Here is a 20,207-nt window from a genome sequence, read left to right as displayed (position 1 = left end):
TTGAATGAAAATGAGGCGGGGCTGACAAATGATGAAATCGACCACTTGGGTGATCTGAGGTGATGCAAAGGCACTACATTGGTCACAATTTATCTAAATCACATTCTTTGGGTCTTTTGACTTCATCCTGAAGGTGGCCTGCGGGTGTATCATCGGTGGCCATTGCGAAGAGGGGGATGAATGTATAACGGGGATAATTACATATCGCGCAACAAGCTGCTGAGTGGCTACCAGCTGGCCAAGTTGCACACCTTCGAGGCGGCCGCCCGCCACGGATCCTTTGCCATGGCGGCTGATGAATTGTCGCTGAGTCCCAGTGCCGTGAGTCACCGGATCAGCGCGTTGGAAGAGGAGCTGGGGTTCAAGCTCTTTGAGCGTTTTCACCGCAAGGTAGTACTGACGGCGGATGGGCAGCGGGTGTTCTGGGCGCTCAAATCCTCGCTGGAGTTCATCAATCAGGAGATCCTGGAGATCAAGAATCAGGAACTCTCCGGTACCCTGACCATCTATTCGCGTCCCTCCATCGCCCAGTGCTGGCTGGTGCCCAGGTTGGTTGATTTCTCCCGCCAGCATCCGCAGATCGAGCTCAATATCATCACCGGCAACGAGAACATCAACCTGCATGGTTATGGCATCGATTTGACCCTCTATTTCGATGAGAAGAGCCCGGAGCGGCTTGCCATCCACCCGCTGATGGATGAGTTCATGCTGCCGGTCTGCAGCCCGGAATATGCCGAGCAGCACGGGCTTGTCGGCAATCCCGCCAACTTGTCCTTGTGTCGTTTGCTCCATGATCGTCAGGCATGGGGATTTGACTCGGATACCGACGAATGGAGCAGCTGGGCTCGCCACGCCGGGGTCAGCCTCGAGGCATGCCAGCTGAGCATGGGTTTTGATCGCTCGGATCTCGCCATCATCGCCGCCATGAATCACGCCGGGATCGCCATGGGGCGCAAGAATCTGGTGAGCAAGCGACTGGCACGCAACGAGCTGGTGGCCCCTTTTGCCGGGCTGGAGATCAAGTGCGAGCAGCGTTATTACATGGCGACCCTGCCCAATCGGGCGTGTCCCAAGATCCAGGCCTTTATCGACTGGGCGCAGGAAATGGCTGCCGAGATGGAATGAACAGAGGCCGGTGCGCAAGAGCAAAATGAAGATGGTAAAGCGCGAGTGAACGAAGGTAGCGGTTTAACGTAGCGGGAAAATAGGGGGAGAGGGGTTGGCTGATAGTGGTTGGTCGCGAGTGGCCTTGCTGCCAACACCGGGTGGCTGGCAGCAAGGAAACGGTCGGGATCAGGTGGTCTTTTCCAGATGGTTCTGGTAAATCTGCTGCCACTTGTCCAGTTCGTTTTCATCACCCTGCTGCTGCCAGAACTCGCAGATGGAACTCGCCATCTCGCATGCCATGGCGTGGTCACCGTCACGGCGACTCATCAGGTATTGCCCCAGCCAGCTTTGATACTGTTTCATTGCACGATCTCCTTATCTATTTAACCCTTGATACTGCAGCTGTGGGACACCCGTCCGGCAGTGTTGCGCCACACTCCACTTTCGCCGCGCGCTGCTTGTTATCGCCGCGCGTGTTGTCAATCAGGACAGAGAGCGTATGAGAAAAAGGCAAAAGTGTTAAAAATTGGCCACCACCTTATCACAAAATGGTGTGATATGCAGGATTTGGGTCCAATTGAGTTATAAGCGCGGGTTGTGTGTCCCGACATCGCGACAGGGATTGACGGAGAGTATCGGCACGCAACTTGTGTCACGAGCAGGCGTGTGGCCGGTTACTGGGTCACCCGACGCGCCTGCCAGTAGCGACTGTTCCAGTAGACGTTGTCGAGGCGGGAGCGGATCACTCCCTTGCTGGTGGAGGCGTGAATAAACTCGCCGGCACCTGTGTAGACCCCGACATGGTACTGTTGCCAGCCGGTTTTGAAGAAGACCAGATCCCCGTGTTGCAGCCGGTAGCGATCCACCGGTTTGCCAATGCTGGCCTGAGATTCGGTGGTTCTTGGCAGGTTGAAGCCCAGCACCTGACTGTAGGCGAGCTGGGTGAAGGCGGAGCAGTCTAGCCCGGCGCGGCTGGCGCCGCCCATGCGGTAGGGAACACCGCGCCATTGTTGGTAGAAGCCATCAAAGGCACTGCTCTGCCGGGGGGCCGGAGGCGGCTCCGGCGTGCTGGAACAGGCGGCCAGCAGCAGAGTCAGCAGGGATAGCAGCAGCTTGTGATACATCGGGCTCTCTCCACGGACGGGTCTACCAAACGAGACATTTATCGAACGCCATATCCTGCCAAATCGTTCTGGCGGCAGGAGGGCACGCGACAACTTTTCCATCATAAACAGGGATCTGGCTCCAGACCTAGTCTCCGAGAGGAAAAATGTGGTGGGGAACTGAAAAACGCCAGCCCGAGGGCTGGCGTTTGTTGTCACTCGTTGTGGCTGATCAGCGGTTTAAGCAGCTCGGCCAGTTTGTAGAAGGTCTGTACCCGGGTGGTGCTGGGGCGCCAGACCAGCCCAATCTCGCGATAGGAGGTCTCTCCCGGCAGCGGGATGGCCACCAGATCGGAGTTGGCAAGAATGCCGGCATCGATGGCCATCTGCGGCAGGAAGGTGGTGCCAAGACCCGCTTCCACCATCTGTACCAGGGTGTGCAGGCTGGTGGCGGCGAACGGGTTGATCTTGCTCTTGTCCCGCAGGCGACAGGCGCTCACCGCGTGCTCGGTGAGGCAGTGCTCCCGCTCCAGCAGGAAGATGCTCTGGTTGGGCAGCTCCTTGTAGTCGAACGGGGTATGCAGACCGGCCGCCATGCTGGCGGGCATCACCATGTGGAACGGATCCTGGCCGACGGTCTTGCAGTGAAATCCACCGATCTCGATGGGCAGGGCGAGGATCAGCAAGTCGAGCTGACCCTGTTCCAGCTGCTTGAGCAGATTGCTGGTGGTGTCTTCACGCAGCAACAATTCGAGGTCAGGATAGGTTTTGCTGCACTCTTTCAGCAGCTTGCTCAGCAAGAAGGGGGCGATGGTGGGAATGCAGCCAAGACGTACCGTCCCCTGCATCACGCCGCCCTGATGTTGCCCGAGCTCCATCAGATCCCGCGCATCGGAGAGCAAATTGCGAGCGCGCTCGACGATTTCCATGCCGACCGGGGTCATAATGAAGCTCTTGTGGTCCCGCTCCACCAGTTGCAGGTTCATCATGTCCTCCAGCGTCTGGATCCCGGTACTCAGGGTCGACTGGCTGACATGACAGGCCTTGGCGGCGCGGTTGAAGTTCTTGTGCTCATCGAGAGCGACCAGATATTGCAGCTGTTTGAGGCTGGGCCAACGTTGCATAGAAAAACCCGATTAATGCTATCTATTTAATTTGATTTAACTAATCTACCACCGGGTCTATAGTTTGTCGCTTGAATTAGATGGACTTGGCTCTAGGTAGCCCAATCCTCACCGGATTGTTCACTTCACATAAAGAGGAATTGAATATGGTATTGGTAGGCCGTCCCGCACCCGATTTTACCGCCGCAGCTGTTCTGGGTAATGGCGAGATCGTTGATTCATTCAACCTGTCATCCCACATCAAAGGCAAAGCTGCCGTTGTCTTCTTCTACCCGCTCGATTTCACCTTCGTCTGCCCGTCCGAGCTGATTGCCTTCGATCACCGTTATGAAGAGTTCCAGAAGCGTGGCGTGGAAGTGATCGGTGTTTCCATCGATTCCCAGTTCTCCCACAACGCATGGCGCAACACCAAAGTGGAAGATGGCGGTATCGGTCAGGTCAAGTACCCGCTGATCGCCGACGTGAAACACGAAATCTGCAAAGCCTATGACGTTGAGCATCCGGAAGCCGGTGTGGCGTTCCGTGGCTCCTTCCTGATCGACAAGAACGGTGTCGTTCGTCACCAAGTTGTCAACGATCTGCCGCTGGGCCGCAACATCGACGAGATGCTGCGCATGGTCGATGCCCTGCAATTCCACGAAGAGCACGGCGAAGTGTGCCCGGCTCAGTGGGAAAAAGGCAAAAAAGGTATGCAAGCCTCTCCGGACGGGGTTGCCAAGTACCTGTCCGAGAATGCTGACTCCCTGTAATCGGGCTGCACTCTCCTTGAAGAACCGGCGTCTTGGCGCCGGTTTTTTTATACCTGAGATTTATCCATCCCCTGACATTGCGGTCACACTCTTCTCGCTCCATCGCTATTCCAAGCTGCCGTTCGCTGGCGTACTCGTTGTTTCGAAATGAGATGCTGATCCGAATGGCTGGGTGGGGGGATATGCCGACAGACAATCGCCATAAAAAAAGCGCGCCATAGGCGCGCTTAGTTCACAAGCGAAGAAGTTATTCCTCAAAGATCCCGAAGTGATCCTTGGCGAAATTGACCCGCTGTTCCACGTTCATCTTCACCTGTCCCAGTTTTTCGATGGTCTTGAGGTTGGGCACCAGGCCGCGACCGTTGGCGATCTGGATGGCAAGACCCGGACGGGCGTTGAGCTCCAGCAGCATGGGGCCGCGGAACTTGTCCAGCACCATATCGGTACCGATATAACCCAGACCCGACATCTCGTAGCAGGAGGCGGCCAGGGTGAGCAGGGTATCCCAGTGGGGCACCTTGAGCTCATAGAGATCGAGGCCGGTGTCCGGATGGTGGCGCAGCGGATTGCCAAACTGCACCGCCCGCAGGGCACGACCGGTACGCAGGCACAGACCCACCCCCACGGCGCCCTGGTGCAGGTTCGCCTTGCCATCCGAGGCTGCGGTGGAGAGGCGCATCATCGCCATCACCGGGAACCCCTTGAAGATGATCACCCGGGCATCGGGTACCCCTTCAAAAGAGTAGCCGTCGAACACATCATCAAAGTTGATAAGGCCTTCGACCAGTGCCACGTCTGGCTTGCCGCCAAGCGAATAGAGCCCCGCCAGAATGTTGGAGACATGGCGCTCCAGATCCTGACCGTTGGAGGCGCTGCCGTTGGGCTTGTAGAAGAGGCCATCTTCCTGACGCAGGATCACCAGGATCCCCTTGCCGCCCGAGCCACGGGCCGGCTTGATGCAGAAGCCCGGCCAATCTTTTACCAGCTCGGTGATGCGACCCACATCGTGCTGGGCACGGATGGTACCGATCAGCTCAGGCACGGTGACCCCTGCATCCAGCGCAATTTGCTTGGTCTGCAGCTTGTCATCCACCAGCGGATAGAGGCTGCGCGGATTGTAGCGGCTGATGTAGGAGTGGTTGCGCTTGTTCATGCCGAGGATGCCTGATTGGGACAGGCTCCACGGGGTTGTGTATTTTTCCCAGAACCACATCGGTTACTTGTCCTTACCCGGGGTGACGCCAGATTTCATCTCGTCCACCAGCGGCTTGAAGCGCTTCAGTTCGCTCAGCTTGTATCCGGTGTAGTTACCCATCAACAGCACGGTCGCCATAAGCACCAGCTGCAGGCCGAGGAAGTTGAAGGTGAGGTGACGAATAAGCTCGTTATCCATGGCCAGATAGGCGATGACTGCAACCAGCAGAGAGCCGCCGCCCTGGCGGAACACCTCTTTCGGGCCCTCTTCTTCCCACAGGATGGACATCCGTTCGATGGTCCAGGAGAGGATGATCATCGGGAAGAAGGTGATCTTCATGCCGTCGGTCAGCCCCAGCTTGAAGGCGAATGCGGAGAAGATACCGATCATCGAGATAACCATGATGATGATGGCCGATATTCGGGCAACCAGCAGCAGGTTAAGCCGCGACAGATAGGAGCGGATGATGAGACCGGTGCCGACGATCAGCAGGAAGCCGATGAGGCCGGTGACCAGCGAGGTCTGGATAAAGGCGACCGCGATCAGCACCGGCATAAAGGTACCGGAGGTCTTGATCCCCACCAGCACCCGCAGGAACACCACCATCAGCACGCCAATCGGGATCAGCAGCAAGCCCTTGAACAGGGTCTGCTCTTCCAGCGGCAGGCTGTGGATGGAGAAGTTCATCATCTCTGATTTTTCGAACTTCTGCGCGAGAGCCACGCTCACCGGCTGCTCTTGCTCGATCATCGAGAAGCTGACACGGGAGTTGTGACCACCGGTCACGTCCAGCAGGGCGCCGGAGTTGTATTCCCACAGCAGCAGGTTGGCCGGACGACCCTGTTCACCGGTTTGCGGGTTGAACAGCTTGTAGTCGGTCGGGCTGTTGAATACCTGCAGGTAATCCACCAGCTCCTGACGACGGCGGCCATCTTCCAGATTCAGAGCATGCACCACGCGGGTGGGGACGTCAGCATTGTTGAGCAGCTCGGCGATCAGGTTGGCGCGGCTCTTGTGCTTTTTCAGCAGCTCGGCGTTCTGCTCCTGCTTCTCGATCTCCTTGATGATCTCGCGAGTCAGGGTGTAGCCGTCGGCAGAGCGCTCCTGGGCCCGCTCGAGGATCTGCTTCATCGCGGTGGCGTAAGGCTCACTCTCGATCTGCTTCTCGATGGCAGGCGGCTGCGGATTGGCGGCCGGTTTGGCGTGGGCATCCGCCATCATGTCGACTCGGTAATAGAGCTCCTGACGGCCAGAGGCGGTGCGGATGGACCACTCGGCGCGGGCATCGCCATCTTTCTCGACAAAGGAGAGGCCGTAGCCGGGGCTGGCGGCGTTCTCGTTCATCAGAGTGAAACCGGGCTGGGTGCCCGGAATGGCCAGAGAGGCGATCACCGGCTCACCGGTCGCCTCAAACTCCAGCTTGGCTTCGATGGACCAGATCTGGCGCTTTTCACCGGGCGTCAGGGGTACATCCAACGCGATATGGTGATAGATCGTCATCCCCAGGCCGACAATGTACAGCAGGGCTACCAGCAAATAGAACGGCTTACGGGAAACCATGGATTATTTCACATCCTTGAGCTTGGGTTTGGGTTGGATATATTCGCGGGCCACATCAACCACGGCGATGTCTTTCAAAAATTCGCGACCCAGCAGCACAGGGAAGGTCATGTCGCTACGGTCTTTCAGGGTAAATTCGGCTTTCTCGGTCATGTCGCCAATGCGCACGGCCAGACGCACCACCGGACGGCGGTCGAGATCGTCGGCAGAGGCCTGACGCACCCGTACATGGCGTACCAGCGGCGCTTCGATCTGGATCTTGTCGTCCACTTCCTGATGGCTCAGGAAGAAGCGCACCCAGTTTTTGCCGTTGCGCTCGAAAATGGTGATCTCCTGCGCACTGATGGAGGAGGTGGTCGCACCGGTATCGACCCGGGCCTGGAAGGCGTCGTTGGCTGCATCAACCCAGATCCACTCGGCTTCACCGACCATCAGCTTGCCATCGATGGTGTGACCCTGATTGGGGGCCGGGCACTTCTCGGTGGGGATGGCCATCGGCTTGGGCGGCTCGGAGGGGAGGGTGGCGAGCTTGTGGTCTACTTGCTTGACGGACTCTTTCATATTGGTGACATCTGTGTTGAGCTGAACCAGCAGGTGCTGTTGCTGCACATACTGCTTCTGTTGCTGTTCCATGGATGTTTGCAGGCGTTGCTCGCTCTGGCTCAGCTCGCTACGAAGCTCGGCCAGCGTCAGAGCAGGGACCTGAGGCGCTTTTTCCATATTGACACACCCGCCGAGACTAAGCAGGGAGAGCAGGGTCATTCCTTTTAATTTGCTTTTCATGTCATTCATTTAACTGTGCTTCCTGGAATTGGGTCAGTGTAACTTCCTGAATCGCCATCGGCTAGTCTTTGGCCTTGCGGGCAATCAGTACGGCACGTTTCGGCGCCGGGTGTCCTTCTACCGTGAGTGCCGGATTGTCTGGATCCAGATAGTCACTCAGGGATTCATTAATCATCCAGTCGGTACGACGCTGTTCGTCGGTGCTGGTCATATTCTCGTCTACTATCCGCACGTCGGTGAAGCCGCAGCGCTCGACCCACAGCTTGAGGGCGCGGCTAGAGGGAATAAACCAGACGTTGCGCATCTTGCCGTAACGATCGGTGGGCATCAGCACGTCGTTGACCCCTCCGTCAATCACCAGCGTCTCCAGCACCAGCTCGCCATCATCTTTCAATTGATTGCGCAGCTGCTCGATGTGCTCGATGGGGGATTTGCGGTGATAGAGCACCCCCATGGAGAAGACGGTGTCAAAGGCACGCAGCTCCGGCAGCTCCTGAATACCGAGCGGCAACAGGTGGGCGCGCTGATCATTGCCCGCGAAGTGGCGAATGGCCTCGAACTGGCAGAGGAACAGCGGGCTCGGGTCGATGCCGACTGCAAGCCGAGCCCCTTCACCCACCATGCGCCAGAGGTGGTAACCGCTGCCGCAGCCCACATCCAGCACGTAACGGCCTTCGAGCGGGCTGATATGGGGCAGCACCCGATCCCACTTCCAGTCAGAGCGCCACTCGGTATCGATGTGGATGCCGTGTACGGTGAACGGCCCCTTGCGCCAAGGCATGAAGTGACGCAGCAGGCTCTCGACCTTCTTGCGTTCACCTTCGCCAAGGCTCTCGGCCGAGCCAATCTCGACCCGGCTTTTCAGCTCGACGTTGCCGGGAGCCACCTGCGGCAGCTTGTTGAGGGCGCGATTCCAGCGCGGCAGGTCGCCATGCTGGTTGTCATGTTGCCAGGCGTGCAGCTGGGCGGGCAGGGTATGCAGCCAGTGGCTCAGCCGGTTTTTGGCAATCAGTTGATAGAAATTGGCAAAGTCGATCATGGCTGGGCGTCGCTGGATTTGATGGCAATCATGGAGCCGAAGTTGAAGCACTGGAACCAGAGATCCTGATGGACGAAACCGGCATCCCGCAGACGGGCCTGATGCACCGGCAGGCTGTCGGTGCGCATCACGTTCTCAAGGGCAGTGCGTTTCTGGCTGATCTCCAGCTCGCTGTAGCCATTGGCCCGCTTGAAGTCGAGATGCAGATCGATCAGCAGCTCGTTGACCGGTTCATCTTCGAAGCGAAACTTTTCGCTCAGGATCAGGATCCCGCCCGGGCGCAGACCATCGTGAATGCGCTGGATCAGGGCGGCCCGTTTCTCTGGCTCGACAAATTGCAGGGTGAAATTGAGCACCACCACGGAGGCGTTCTCGATCTCGATGTCGCAGATATCTGCTTCCACCAGCTCCACCGGCACCTCGGATTTGAAACCGGAGAGGTGGGCGCGGGCGCGCTCGATCATCGGATGGGAGAGATCCACCGCGCTGATGCGGCAGCCGGGCTGGCTGACATGGCGACGCATCGCCTGGGTCGCGGCGCCCAGTGAGCAGCCGAGATCATAGAGTCGGCTCTCGGGTTGGGCGTAGCGGGCGGCCATCATGCCGATGGCAGAGATGATGTTGCTGTAACCCGGCACCGAGCGCTGGATCATATCGGGAAACACGTCGACGACCTGTTCGTCAAAACAGAAGTCTCCCAATCGGGCGATCGGGGCGGCAAAAATTTGATCTTTGGTATGCATGCTGGCGCAACCTGACAGTCGGGACATCACCCGGCTGTATTGTTCAATTGAGTCGTTGGGTGACACCCATCAGAGTAGATTTATCACCTGTTTACGAACGGGGTGGCTGGTCGTGAAATCCTTTGGACCTGTCCTGTTCGTACGGGCCATGTTCCGGACCCTTACTTGGGGCGGTAGTGTAGAGGATTGATGGCCGTTTGTCTTGACGCCAGGGCTTGCCACGCCACAAAAAAGCACTTTTTTTGCAGCGAAACGATGGCCGCAGAATGGGTTGGCTAAAAGCGCAGCACTCCCTGCCGTGCGCGATCGTTTTCCCCCGGCCAGGGGGCCATCTCCTGCTCCAGCAAGCGGGTGATCTGGCGGGCCAGCTCAGGTGCCTGAGCGTTGTCGGCAGTATGTATATAGAGGTAGAGAGCCTTGCCCTCGGAAAGCCACTGGCGCCAGTGGGGGAGCCAGCTGGGCAGGAAGGGGTGATTGGCCGCCGGATCCGGCAGGCCGATAAAGCGCACCATGGGGGCGTTGGCGGTGGCCAGCAGATGCACCGGTAGGCGCGGTTTCTTGCCCTGGGCATCGACAAGGGCTGGCGTGGTTGCTGGCACCGAGAAGAGTGGCCGGCTGTCGAGCATCACCCGGTTCACACCCTGTTCCATCAGCAGCCGGTTCAATGCCCGCTCGGCCTCCCCCTTGGCGAAGAACTCAGGGTGACGCACTTCGAGGGCGTAGCGAAACGCCCGTGGCAGCCGCTCGATAAAGGCCGCCAGTCTGGCCAGCCCCTCTGGCCCAAAACGGGCGGGCAACTGCAGGGTGAGCAGCCCCAGCTTGTCGTGCAGCGGGGCGAGCAGGCGAATAAAGTCGGCGACTTGTTTGTCTGCGCTCACCAGATCGCTCTGGTGGCTGATGGTTTGCGGAAATTTGAAGTTGAAACGAAAGTGATCGGGCACCGCATCGGCCCAGCGCTGCACAGTGTCCGGTGTCGGCAGGGCGTAGAAGGTGGTGTTACCCTCCACCGAATTGAACACGGTGGCGTAGTGGGCGAGGTGTTCGGCAGGCTTGGCGCCAAGGCCCAGCAACTGGCCGGGCCAGCTGGGGTGGGACCACTGTGGCAGGCCCAAATAGAGGCTCATGATGGCTATTCTCTTCGCTCTTGGTGCATTCGTGCCGATTTTTTGCCCGCTTTTTGCCATCGAGTGCAAAAAACTGGCGAAAGGAGGCTGCTGGCCATTTTACCCAAAAGGGGGTTTTCCTCTATAATGCCAGCCCTTTTGTTTTTCAATTTCTTGTGACCCATGCCTATCTACGAATATCGTTGCGACGTCTGTGGCCATGAATTGGCAAAACTGCAAAAGCTTTCCGATGCCCCCCTGACCGACTGTCCGGCCTGTAGCAAGCCGAATCTGGTCAAGCTGATATCGGCGGCAGGCTTCCGGCTCAAGGGAACCGGATGGTACGAGACTGATTTCAAACCGGGTAAGAAAAAGAATCTGGCCAGCTGTGAGACAGACGGTGCTTGCCAGTCGTGCCCGGCGGCCCAAGGTTAACCGTCTCTCTACAATTTCGAAGGAAGAAGTCCATGCGCTCTATCTATTGCGGACAGGTCAATGAGGCCCATGCAGGGCAGACCATTACATTGTGCGGTTGGGTTCATCGTCGTCGTGATCTCGGCGGTCTGATCTTTATCGATATGCGCGACCGGGAAGGGATCGTTCAGGTGTTCTTCGATCCGGACAAGCCGGAGGCGTTCGCCCTGGCCTCCGAGCTGCGCGGCGAGTTCTGCATCCAGGTGACCGGCGTGGTGCGCACCCGTCCCGAGTCCCAGCGCAACAGCGACATGGCCACTGGCGCCATCGAAGTGTTCGCCCACGAACTCAACATCATCAACCGTGCCGAGCCGCTGCCGCTGGACTTCAATCAGGTCAACAGCGAAGAGATCAGCCTCAAGTATCGCTACCTGGATCTGCGTCGTCCCGAGATGGCCAAGTACCTGAAGACCCGTGCCAAGGCCAGCGCCTTCGTACGCCGCTTCATGGACGAGCACGGCTTCCTCGATATCGAGACCCCGATGCTGACCAAGGCCACCCCGGAAGGTGCCCGTGACTATCTGGTGCCGAGCCGCGTGCACAAGGGCAAGTTCTACGCTCTGCCGCAATCACCCCAGCTGTTCAAGCAGTTGCTGATGATGTCCGGCTTCGATCGCTACTACCAGATCGTCAAGTGCTTCCGTGACGAAGACCTGCGTGCCGACCGCCAGCCGGAATTCACCCAGATCGACGTGGAGACCTCCTTCATGACCGCGCCGCAGGTGCGTGAAGTGATGGAAGAGATGATCCGCAAACTGTGGCTGCACATCCTGAACGTGGATCTGGGCGACTTCCCGATCATGACCTTCGACGAAGCCATGCGTCGCTACGGCTCCGACAAGCCGGACCTGCGTCTGCCAATGGAGCTGGTTGATGTGGCTGATCTGCTGACTGCTGTCGAGTTCGCCGTGTTCGCGGGCCCCGCCAACGATCCGAAAGGCCGTGTGGCTGCCCTGAAAGTTCCGGGCGGTGCCGAGCTCTCTCGCAAGCAGATCGACGAATACACCAAGTTTGTCGGCATCTACGGTGCCAAGGGCCTGGCCTGGATGAAGGTCAACGAAGCGGCCAATGGTATCGAAGGCGTGCAGTCTCCGGTTGCCAAGTTCCTCTCTGACGCCATCGTGCGCGAGATCCTGGCCCGTACCGGCGCAGCCGACGGCGACATCATCTTCTTTGGCGCTGACAGCAAGAAAGTGGTCTGCGATGCCATGGGCGCCCTGCGTCTGAAAGTGGGTCGCGATCTGGGCCTGCTGGAGAACTGCTGGAAACCGCTGTGGGTCATCGACTTCCCGATGTTCGAGGAAGATGGTGAAGGTGGTCTGGCCGCCATGCACCACCCGTTCACCGCGCCGAGCAACATGAGCCCGGCCGAGCTGAAAGCCAACCCTGTGGGTGCTTACGCCAACGCCTACGACATGGTGATCAACGGCTACGAAGTGGGTGGCGGCTCTGTCCGTATCCACAACAGCGAGATGCAATCCACCGTGTTCGATATCCTGGGTATCACCCCGGCCGAGCAGCGTCTGAAGTTTGGCTTCCTGCTGGATGCCCTGAAGTACGGCACCCCGCCGCACGCCGGTCTGGCCTTCGGTCTGGACCGTCTCAGCATGCTGCTGACCGGTACCGAAAACATTCGGGACGTCATCGCCTTCCCGAAAACGACCGCGGCCGCCTGTCTGATGACAGACGCCCCCAGCCTTGCCAACGCCGCCCAACTGGGTGAGCTGGCGATTGCAACCACCGTCAAGGGCGACGAGTAAGCCGATACCGGCACCGGAGGCCGCCGCCGTGCGGCCTCTGTGTTTCCCTTGGGTTAGTCATGATCAGTGTTACTGACATTTAAAAAATAACGGAGAGTCTCTATGGCAGGTCACAGTAAATGGGCCAACATCAAACACCGCAAGGCCGCTCAGGACGCCAAGCGTGGCAAGATCTTCACCAAACTGATCCGCGAAATCACTACCTCCGCGCGTCTGGGTGATGCCGATCCCGCCAACAACCCGCGTCTGCGTGCTGCGGTGACTGCCGCCCTGACCAACAACATGACCCGCGACACAATCAACCGTGCCATTCAGCGTGGCGCCGGTGGTGGCGATGGCGAACAGCTCGAGACCATCGTATACGAAGGTTACGGCCCGGCTGGCTCTGCGGTGATGGTAGAGTGCCTGACCGACAACCGTAACCGTACCGTAGCCGAAGTGCGTCACGCCTTCAGCAAGTGCGGTGGCAACCTGGGTACAGACGGCTCCGTTGCCTATCTGTTCAGCAAGAAAGGTCTGCTGACTTTCGTGGGCGTAGACGAAGATGCCCTGATGGATGCCGCGCTGGAAGCGGGCGCCGATGACGTGGTCACCGAAGAGGATGGCACCATCGAGGTGTACACCACCCCGAACGACTTCGGTACCGTGCTGGACGGTCTGGAAGCTGCCGGCTTCAAGGCCCAGAGCGCCGAAGTGACCATGATCCCCTCCACCGAAGCGGAGCTGGATGCAGAAACTGCACCCAAGCTGATGCGTCTGATCGACATGCTGGAAGATCTGGACGATGTGCAAGAGGTGTATCACAACGGCTCCATCTCCGATGAAGTCGCTGCGACCCTCTGATCGCTGAATTGTGCTCTCCTGATGGCAGCCTGATGGCTGCCATTTTTTTATCTTTGCATCGTGGCAACTGCTGATGTGTCGGTTGCGCAACTGGTGCTGCAACTCTCTTCACTGACAGTCTTTCCCGCTTTCTCTGCGCATTATCATTGCTCTATTCATGCCAGTCGGTTGGCCCTGTATGTACGCCAGTCGGCAGTTCTGCTGCGTTGCGTTAGCGAGGCTCCGCTTATCCTGTTTATCACACCTTTAGCTCTTGAGATGGCGTTGACAGCTCACATCTGCCCGTCAGGGTAATTGCGTTGCGGGTAGGGGAGAGGAGGTGATGGGGCGTGCTCTTGTTATCAGAGGTGCCCATCAATACAGAGTCACAGGTTGGGATGTCGATAACGGATTGGCTGGGGCGAGTTGGTTGGTTGGTTGGTTGGTTGGTTGGTTGGTTGGTTGGTTGGTTGGTTGGGACGTTAGGGGCTGCGCTACCGCAATCGGGTGGAGAGAGGAGCTCTGTGATAAGTGGCAGATAAAAAAAAGCCCGCGCAGTGCGCGGGCTTGTTATCTCAGGACTGGTTATCAGGCCTTGGATTTCTTCTTGCCTTCAACCTTGGCTTCAACCGGGGCAGCAGTTACCGGAGCGGCTTCGGTGAACGGACGACCGTAGTAGGAGTCCAGCAGAACCTGCTTCAGCTCGCTGATCAGCGGGTAGCGCGGGTTGGCGCCGGTGCACTGGTCATCGAAAGCTTCGATAGCCAGCTGGTCAACCTTGGCCAGGAAGTCAGCTTCAGTCACGCCAGCTTCGCGGATAGAGGCCGGGATACCCAGGGTAGCCTTCAGCTCGTCCAGCCAGGTCAGCAGCTTCTCGATCTTGGCTGCGGTGCGGTCACCGGCAGCAGTCAGACCCAGGTGGTCAGCGACTTCGGCGTAACGACGACGAGCCTGCGGACGGTCGTACTGGGAGAACGCAGTCTGCTTGGTCGGGTTGTCGTTCGCGTTGTAGCGGATGACGTTGCTGATCAGCAGGGCGTTAGCCAGACCGTGCGGAATGTGGAACTCGGCACCCAGTTTGTGAGCCATGGAGTGGCACACACCCAGGAAGGCGTTGGCGAACGCGATACCGGCGATGGTGGCAGCATTGTGCACCTTCTCACGAGCGATCGGGTCGTTGGCACCGTTCTGGTAGCTGGACGGCAGGTACTCTTTCAGCATTTTCAGGGCTTGCAGCGCCTGGCCGTCGGAGTACTCGTTAGCCAGTACGGAAACATAGGCTTCCATGGCGTGAGTCACGGCATCGATACCACCGAAGGCACACAGGGACTTCGGCATGCCCATGACCAAGTTGGCATCAACGATGGCCATGTTCGGGGTCAGCTCGTAGTCAGCCAGCGGATACTTCTGACCAGACACTTCATCGGTTACTACTGCAAACGGAGTGACTTCAGAGCCGGTACCGGAAGTGGTGGTGATACAGACCAGTTCGGCCTTCACGCCCATTTTCGGGAACTTGTAGATACGCTTGCGGATGTCCATGAAGCGCATGGCCAGATCTTCGAACGCAGTGTTCGGGTGCTCGTACATCACCCACATGATCTTGGCTGCATCCATCGGTGAACCACCGCCCAGCGCCAGGATAACGTCCGGTTTGAAGGAGTTGGCCATCTCGGCACCCTTGCGAACCACAGCCAGGGTCGGGTCAGCTTCTACTTCGTAGAACACTTCCACTTCCATATTCTGTGCTTTCAGCAGGCTGACCAGTTCATCGGCGTAGCCGTTGTTGAACAGGAAGCGGTCGGTCACGACCATGGCACGCTTTTTACCTTCCAGGTCGCTCAGAGCGATCGGCAGGGAACCACGACGGAAGTAGATGGATTTCGGAAGTTTGTGCCACAGCATGTTTTCTGCCCGTTTTGCGACTGTCTTCTTGTTGATCAGGTGCTTCGGACCCACGTTTTCGGAGATGGAGTTACCGCTCCAGGAGCCGCAACCCAGGGTCAGGGACGGTGCCATTGCGAAGTTGTACAGGTCACCGATACCGCCTTGGGTAGACGGAGTGTTGATCAGGATACGCGCGGTCTTCATCTTGTCGCCGAAGTACTTGATGCGGTCAGCGTTGCGGTCCTGGTCGGTGTACAGACCTGAGGTGTGGCCGATACCACCGATGTTGACCATGTCACAGGCCATATCAACGGCGTTTTCGAAGCTGCTTGCACGGAACATACCGAGCAGCGGGGACAATTTCTCGTGAGCAAACTCATCTTCCGCACACAGCTTGACGCCTTCACCGATCAGGATCTTGGTATCAGCCGGCACAGTCACGCCTGCCATCTCGGCAATCTTGGTGGCTGGCTGGCCAACGATGTTGGCGTTCAGGGCACCGTTGATCAGAATGACTTTACGTACCTTGTCAGCATCTTCTTTGGAGAGCACGTGGCCCTTGTGGGATGCAAAGCGCTCTTTAACCTGGTCGTAGATGGCATCAACAACGATGACTGCCTGCTCGGAAGCACAGACCACGCCGTTATCGAAAGTCTTGGACATCAGGATGGAGGCAACGGCACGCTTCACGTCGGCGGTTTCGTCGATAACGATAGGTACGTTACCGGCACCTACACCGATAGCAGGCTTACCGGAGGAGTAGGCTGCTTTCACCATGCCCGGGCCACCGGTGGCCAGGATCAGGTTGATGTCTTCGTGCTTCATCAGGGCGTTGGAGAGCTCAACAGACGGTTGGTCGATCCAGCCGATGATGTCTTTCGGTGCACCGGCGGCAACAGCTGCATCCAGTACCAGCTTGGCAGCGGTATTGGTGGAGTTCTTGGCACGGGGGTGCGGGGAGAAGATGATGGCGTTGCGGGTCTTGAGCGCGATCATGGATTTGAAGATCGCAGTGGAGGTCGGGTTGGTGGTCGGAACGATACCACAGATGATACCTACCGGCTCGGCGATGGTGATGGTACCCATCTGATCATCTTCGCTCAGAATGCCGCAGGTCTTCTCGTCTTTGTACTTGTTGTAGATGTATTCGGAGGCGAAGTGGTTCTTGATAACCTTGTCTTCGATGATACCCATACCGGATTCTTCCACGGCCATCTGGGCCAGGGGGATACGGGCGTTGTTGGCGGCCAGGGCGGCGGCACGGAAGATCTTGTCTACCTGCTCTTGAGAGAAGCTGGCGAATTCACGCTGGGCTTCCTTAACGCGGGCGACCAGTGCATCCAGTTCAGCCAAATTGGTTACTGCCATGTTTATCTCCTGATTATTTGAAAACTGTTTAGTAAGACGTTGGCAATGCCCGGCAATTATAGTCGCCCTGTCAAGACGGTATCGTTGCAACAGCTTTTTCACATGCCTTACTAAATCGCTTTCTGAGTCGATTATAGAGCGGGGCTGACTCAGAAAAACTTGATCTGGATCATGTGTAACAAAAGAACAAAAGAAATTTTATTTCACAATCCTTGTTTGACTGATGTTATCGGAATGTGCATCAAAGGGAAAGGTGAGAGACTTGTTAATGCAGAGCAATAAACCACGTTTATCAAGTGGTTAATTGCACTAGGCCATAGTATTACAGAGCTATTTTGGCGGTATAGGTTAGCAAATATGAGTGAATTGGTTTCAAAATCACCGACAAACGCACTTTATTCCAGCGTTTGTTGCAAAAATGATTGTTGTTTTAATCCATGACTAATCCGCTTTATTCCCCAAGGGGGCTATTTCTGCCCCCTTTCCCGGTTTTTGCATTGTGGCTCTCTTGCCGAGTCAATGAAGTAATGTCTGGCCTGAAATAGTGGGAAGGCAAAGCCTGGATCCTCTCGAGTCGCTTGGTCATTCGGTCAGTCACCGTCGGACTCTCTGGTCATGATTAAGCAGGCTTGCGCTCACTTTTCTAACGCGTGTCGGGCGGTAGAAAGGGCTTTTGGCATCGGTTTATGCCAGTTAGCGCGGATGCATTAGATGAACTAACTAAAAAACCCTCAAAATGGTGAGATTATTTGATTGGTGCCCGCTCTGGCTATGATGTAAATTTACGCACGAAATTAATGGACTGGCCCGCTGGGCCCGAAACTCTATTGGAAGGCGCCTATGGCAGCAATTGACGTCTCGTTGTATCTGAAGTTTTTTGTCGGTTTGTTCGCAATTATCAACCCGCTTGGTTTGTTGCCGGTGTTTGTCAGCCTGACCAGCCACCATACCCAGGCCGAGCGGATGAAAACCAATACCACCGCCAATATCGCGGTGATGGTGATCCTGCTGGTCTCCATGTATATGGGGCAACTGATCCTCGATGGGTTTGGCATCTCGCTGGCATCGTTCCGGATCGCCGGTGGGTCGCTGATTACCCTGATTGCCTGGTCGATGCTGCAGGGCAAGCTGGGCGAGGTAAAGCACAACAAACAGGAAAAGGGCGAACTGGCGGTGCGCGAGTCTATCGCCGTGGTGCCGTTGGCGCTGCCGCTGATGGCGGGCCCCGGTGCTATCTCCTCGGTGATTGTCTATGCCAGCCAGAGCCACTGGCAGCAGCTGCTCGGCATGTCAGTTGTTGTCGTGGTCTTCTCTTTCTGCTCCTGGCTCATCTTCCGCGCCGCGCCGCTGCTGTTCAAGATCATGGGCAACACTGGCATCAACGTGGTGACCCGTATCATGGGTCTTATCATGATGTCGCTGGGTATCGAGATCATGGTGGCCGGTATCAAGGGGGTTTTCCCCAGCCTGATGTGAGCCAGCTCCGCTTTATGAAAGCCGGTCCTCGTGACCGGCTTTTTATTGGTTGCTTTTTGCCCGGTCTTTTCTAGAATCGGTCGTTTGTGTGAAAAATGAGCGTTTTGTTGGTGTTTTAATACTGAAAAAGTGCGTGTTAGCTGATTTTTTAACCAGAAAATGACGATTACCCTGACAATATCTGTTGCATTATCGGAATTGGCAGGGAATTATGCTGGGAGCGGGTTTTAACCCCGTCACTTTAAAAAACGCATGGAATGTTCTTGTTGGAGTAGGGAAATGACTCATAAAAAAACAATGATTAACACATTGCTGATGGCTGCACTGTTTGGTGGCGTCAATGTGGCTCAGGCTGCCGATGTCCCGGCGGGAACCAAGCTGGCTGAAGTCCAGCAACTGGTAAAAGGCAACGGCTCCGAGCCTGCGACCCTTGACCCGCACAAGACCGAAGGAACGGTCGAATCCAATATCCTGCGCGACCTGTTCGAGGGTCTCGTTGCTTCCGGCCCGAAAGGGGAAATTCTCCCGGCTGTGGCTGAATCCTGGGAAACCAAGGATAACAAGCACTACGTCTTCCACCTGCGCAAAGATGCCAAGTGGTCCAACGGTGACCCGGTCACTGCCCACGATTTCGTTTTTGCTTTCCAGCGTGCCGTTGATCCGAAAACCGCCTCTCCTTACTCCTGGTATCTGGAGATCCCGACCATTGCCAATGCCTCCGAGATCATCGCAGGTAAAAAGCCGGCTGATACGCTGGGCGTGAAGGCGACCGACGACTACACCTTCGAAGTGCAGCTCGAGAAAGCGATCCCTTACTTCGTCAGCATGCTCTCCCACACTACCACCTATCCGGTACCGAAGAAGGTGATCGAGAAGTTCGGTGACAAGTGGACCCAGCCGGAAAATATGGTATCCAACGGTGCCTATACCCTGAAGAACTGGGTGGTGAACGAGCGCGTCGAAGTGGAGCGCAACAAGCACTACTGGAACGATGGCAAGACCGTTATCAACAAGGTGGTCTATCTGCCCATCCAGTCTACCAACGCCGACCTGAGCCGCTATCTGGCGGGCGAAGTGGACATCACCTATCAGATGCCCATCGAGCGCTTCAAGCAGATGAAGAAAGAGAAGCCGGACGAGCTGAAAGTGACCGGTTATGTTGGTACTTACTACTACCAGTACAACGTCAAGAAGAAGCCGTTTGACGATGTACGTGTCCGTACTGCGCTCTCCTATGCCATCGATCGCAACGTGATCGCCGACAAGGTGATGGGTCAGGGTCAGACGCCCGGTTACACCCTGGTGCCGGACTTCGTCGATGGCTTCAAGCCGGTAGCGCCCGAGTGGTCGAAGATGACCCAGGCCGAGCGTGATGCCAAGGCCAAGGCGCTGCTGCAAGAGGCCGGTTTCGATGCCAGCAAGCCGCTGAAGTTCGAGCTGCTCTACAACACCGACGACAATCACAAGAAAGTGGCTGTGGCCGTGGCCTCCATGTGGAAGAAGCTGGGGGTGCAGGTGAGCCTGGTCAACCAGGAGTGGAAAACTTACCTGGAAACCAAGAAACAGGGTCAGTTTGACGTAGGTCGTGCCGGCTGGATCGCCGACTACAACGAAGCCTCCTCCATGCTGGATCTGATGCAGACCACCCACGGTAACAACGACGGCAAGTACTCCAATCCGGAGTTCGACAAGCTGATGGATTCATCCCGTGATCAGGTCGATGTGGCTGCCCGTAACAAGCTCTACGTCCAGGCTGAAGAGATCCTGGCCAAAGACATGCCGATCGCCCCCATCTACCAGTACGTGACTGCCCGTATGGTCAAACCCTATGTAGGCGGCTACCCGGCCAACCCGCTGGATAACCTCTACAGCAAAGATATGTACATCATTGCTCACTGATTTAAAGCAACAAGT

General features: G+C 57.0%; 17 protein-coding genes and 2 pseudogenes. 7 read left to right on the top strand and 12 right to left on the bottom strand.

Annotated elements, in window-relative coordinates; all coding sequences use genetic code 11:
* The first annotated feature begins 180 nt into the window (after positions 1–180).
* Positions 181–1,125: a DNA-binding transcriptional regulator DsdC gene (gene dsdC, locus I6L34_RS02935; RefSeq protein ID WP_216955583.1), complete on the top strand. Its 945-nt coding sequence runs from the start codon at positions 181–183 to the stop codon at positions 1,123–1,125.
* 168 nt (positions 1,126–1,293) lie between these two features.
* Here dsdC and I6L34_RS02930 read toward each other — a convergent pair whose 3' ends face one another.
* From I6L34_RS02930 to I6L34_RS02920, 3 genes are all read right to left on the bottom strand, one after another.
* Positions 1,294–1,470, bottom strand: coding sequence for a hypothetical protein (locus I6L34_RS02930; protein WP_005337704.1), 177 nt, complete (start codon positions 1,468–1,470; stop codon positions 1,294–1,296).
* A gap of 311 nt (positions 1,471–1,781) precedes the next feature.
* Positions 1,782–2,231 (bottom strand): C40 family peptidase, encoded by a 450-nt coding sequence (locus tag I6L34_RS02925; protein WP_216955580.1) that lies wholly within the window; start codon positions 2,229–2,231, stop codon positions 1,782–1,784.
* Between the two features lie 194 nt (positions 2,232–2,425).
* Positions 2,426–3,334, bottom strand: coding sequence for a hydrogen peroxide-inducible genes activator (locus I6L34_RS02920; protein ID WP_005337702.1), 909 nt, complete (start codon positions 3,332–3,334; stop codon positions 2,426–2,428).
* 146 nt (positions 3,335–3,480) lie between these two features.
* Here I6L34_RS02920 and I6L34_RS02915 point away from each other — a divergent pair, with 146 nt between their 5' ends.
* On the top strand, positions 3,481–4,083 hold the full coding sequence (locus I6L34_RS02915) for a peroxiredoxin C (protein ID WP_005337701.1): 603 nt from the start codon (positions 3,481–3,483) through the stop codon (positions 4,081–4,083).
* Between the two features lie 247 nt (positions 4,084–4,330).
* On the opposite strand, the gene I6L34_RS02910 is transcribed toward I6L34_RS02915, so the two are convergent.
* The 6 genes from I6L34_RS02910 to I6L34_RS02885 all read right to left on the bottom strand — a co-directional run bounded on the left by I6L34_RS02910 (position 4,331) and on the right by I6L34_RS02885 (position 10,527).
* The gene (locus I6L34_RS02910; RefSeq protein ID WP_005337700.1) at positions 4,331–5,296 is read right to left on the bottom strand and encodes an alpha-L-glutamate ligase-like protein; all 966 of its coding nucleotides are present in this window, start codon (positions 5,294–5,296) and stop codon (positions 4,331–4,333) included.
* Between the two features lie 3 nt (positions 5,297–5,299).
* A complete protein-coding gene (locus I6L34_RS02905; protein ID WP_005337699.1) occupies positions 5,300–6,838 on the bottom strand; it encodes an inactive transglutaminase family protein in 1,539 nt (512 codons plus the stop codon).
* Positions 6,839–6,841: 3 nt separating this feature from the next.
* Complete coding sequence (locus I6L34_RS02900) at positions 6,842–7,630, bottom strand: ATP-dependent zinc protease (protein ID WP_005337698.1); 789 nt, start codon at positions 7,628–7,630, stop codon at positions 6,842–6,844.
* A gap of 52 nt (positions 7,631–7,682) precedes the next feature.
* Positions 7,683–8,660, bottom strand: a complete 978-nt coding sequence (gene cmoB, locus I6L34_RS02895) for a tRNA 5-methoxyuridine(34)/uridine 5-oxyacetic acid(34) synthase CmoB (protein ID WP_216955578.1) — start codon at positions 8,658–8,660, stop codon at positions 7,683–7,685.
* Positions 8,657–9,403, bottom strand: coding sequence for a carboxy-S-adenosyl-L-methionine synthase CmoA (gene cmoA, locus I6L34_RS02890; protein WP_216955576.1), 747 nt, complete (start codon positions 9,401–9,403; stop codon positions 8,657–8,659). Before cmoA ends, cmoB begins: the two co-directional genes overlap by 4 nt.
* Positions 9,404–9,678: 275 nt before the next feature.
* Positions 9,679–10,527, bottom strand: coding sequence for a DUF72 domain-containing protein (locus I6L34_RS02885; protein WP_216955574.1), 849 nt, complete (start codon positions 10,525–10,527; stop codon positions 9,679–9,681).
* Positions 10,528–10,689: 162 nt separating this feature from the next.
* Between I6L34_RS02885 and I6L34_RS02880 the strand changes: the two genes are divergently transcribed.
* From I6L34_RS02880 to I6L34_RS02870, 3 genes are all read left to right on the top strand, one after another.
* Positions 10,690–10,941, top strand: coding sequence for an FmdB family zinc ribbon protein (locus tag I6L34_RS02880; protein ID WP_005337686.1), 252 nt, complete (start codon positions 10,690–10,692; stop codon positions 10,939–10,941).
* A gap of 32 nt (positions 10,942–10,973) precedes the next feature.
* A complete protein-coding gene (gene aspS / locus I6L34_RS02875) occupies positions 10,974–12,740 on the top strand; it encodes an aspartate--tRNA ligase (protein ID WP_058059528.1) in 1,767 nt (588 codons plus the stop codon).
* 102 nt (positions 12,741–12,842) lie between these two features.
* Positions 12,843–13,583 (top strand): YebC/PmpR family DNA-binding transcriptional regulator, encoded by a 741-nt coding sequence (locus tag I6L34_RS02870; protein WP_005337681.1) that lies wholly within the window; start codon positions 12,843–12,845, stop codon positions 13,581–13,583.
* A 365-nt stretch (positions 13,584–13,948) separates the two neighbouring features.
* On the opposite strand, the pseudogene I6L34_RS21975 reads toward I6L34_RS02870, so the two are convergent.
* The 3 genes and pseudogenes from I6L34_RS21975 to adhE form a co-directional block, all read right to left on the bottom strand.
* Positions 13,949–14,014: pseudogene (locus I6L34_RS21975) on the bottom strand (hypothetical protein); the annotation flags it as partial.
* Between the two features lie 2 nt (positions 14,015–14,016).
* A pseudogene (locus tag I6L34_RS21970) lies at positions 14,017–14,091 on the bottom strand (hypothetical protein); the annotation flags it as partial.
* Positions 14,092–14,150: 59 nt separating this feature from the next.
* Positions 14,151–16,817 carry a bifunctional acetaldehyde-CoA/alcohol dehydrogenase gene (gene adhE / locus I6L34_RS02860; protein WP_019446648.1) on the bottom strand — a complete coding sequence of 889 codons (2,667 nt, stop codon included), beginning with the start codon at positions 16,815–16,817 and terminating at the stop codon, positions 14,151–14,153.
* 840 nt (positions 16,818–17,657) lie between these two features.
* On the opposite strand from adhE, the gene I6L34_RS02855 reads away from it, so the two are divergent.
* Both I6L34_RS02855 and I6L34_RS02850 read left to right on the top strand, forming a co-directional pair.
* Positions 17,658–18,293, top strand: a complete 636-nt coding sequence (locus I6L34_RS02855) for a YchE family NAAT transporter (RefSeq protein WP_005337678.1) — start codon at positions 17,658–17,660, stop codon at positions 18,291–18,293.
* Positions 18,294–18,572: 279 nt separating this feature from the next.
* Entirely contained in the window at positions 18,573–20,192 is a 1,620-nt protein-coding gene (locus I6L34_RS02850) for an ABC transporter substrate-binding protein (protein WP_026035101.1), read from the top strand.
* Positions 20,193–20,207: the final 15 nt, after the last annotated feature.

The sequence above is a fragment of the Aeromonas sp. FDAARGOS 1404 genome (genome assembly GCF_019047085.1).
GTDB lineage: Bacteria > Pseudomonadota > Gammaproteobacteria > Enterobacterales > Aeromonadaceae > Aeromonas > Aeromonas veronii.
Note: the sequence above shows the minus strand (reverse complement) of the source record. Positions and strands in the feature narration are given on the sequence as shown.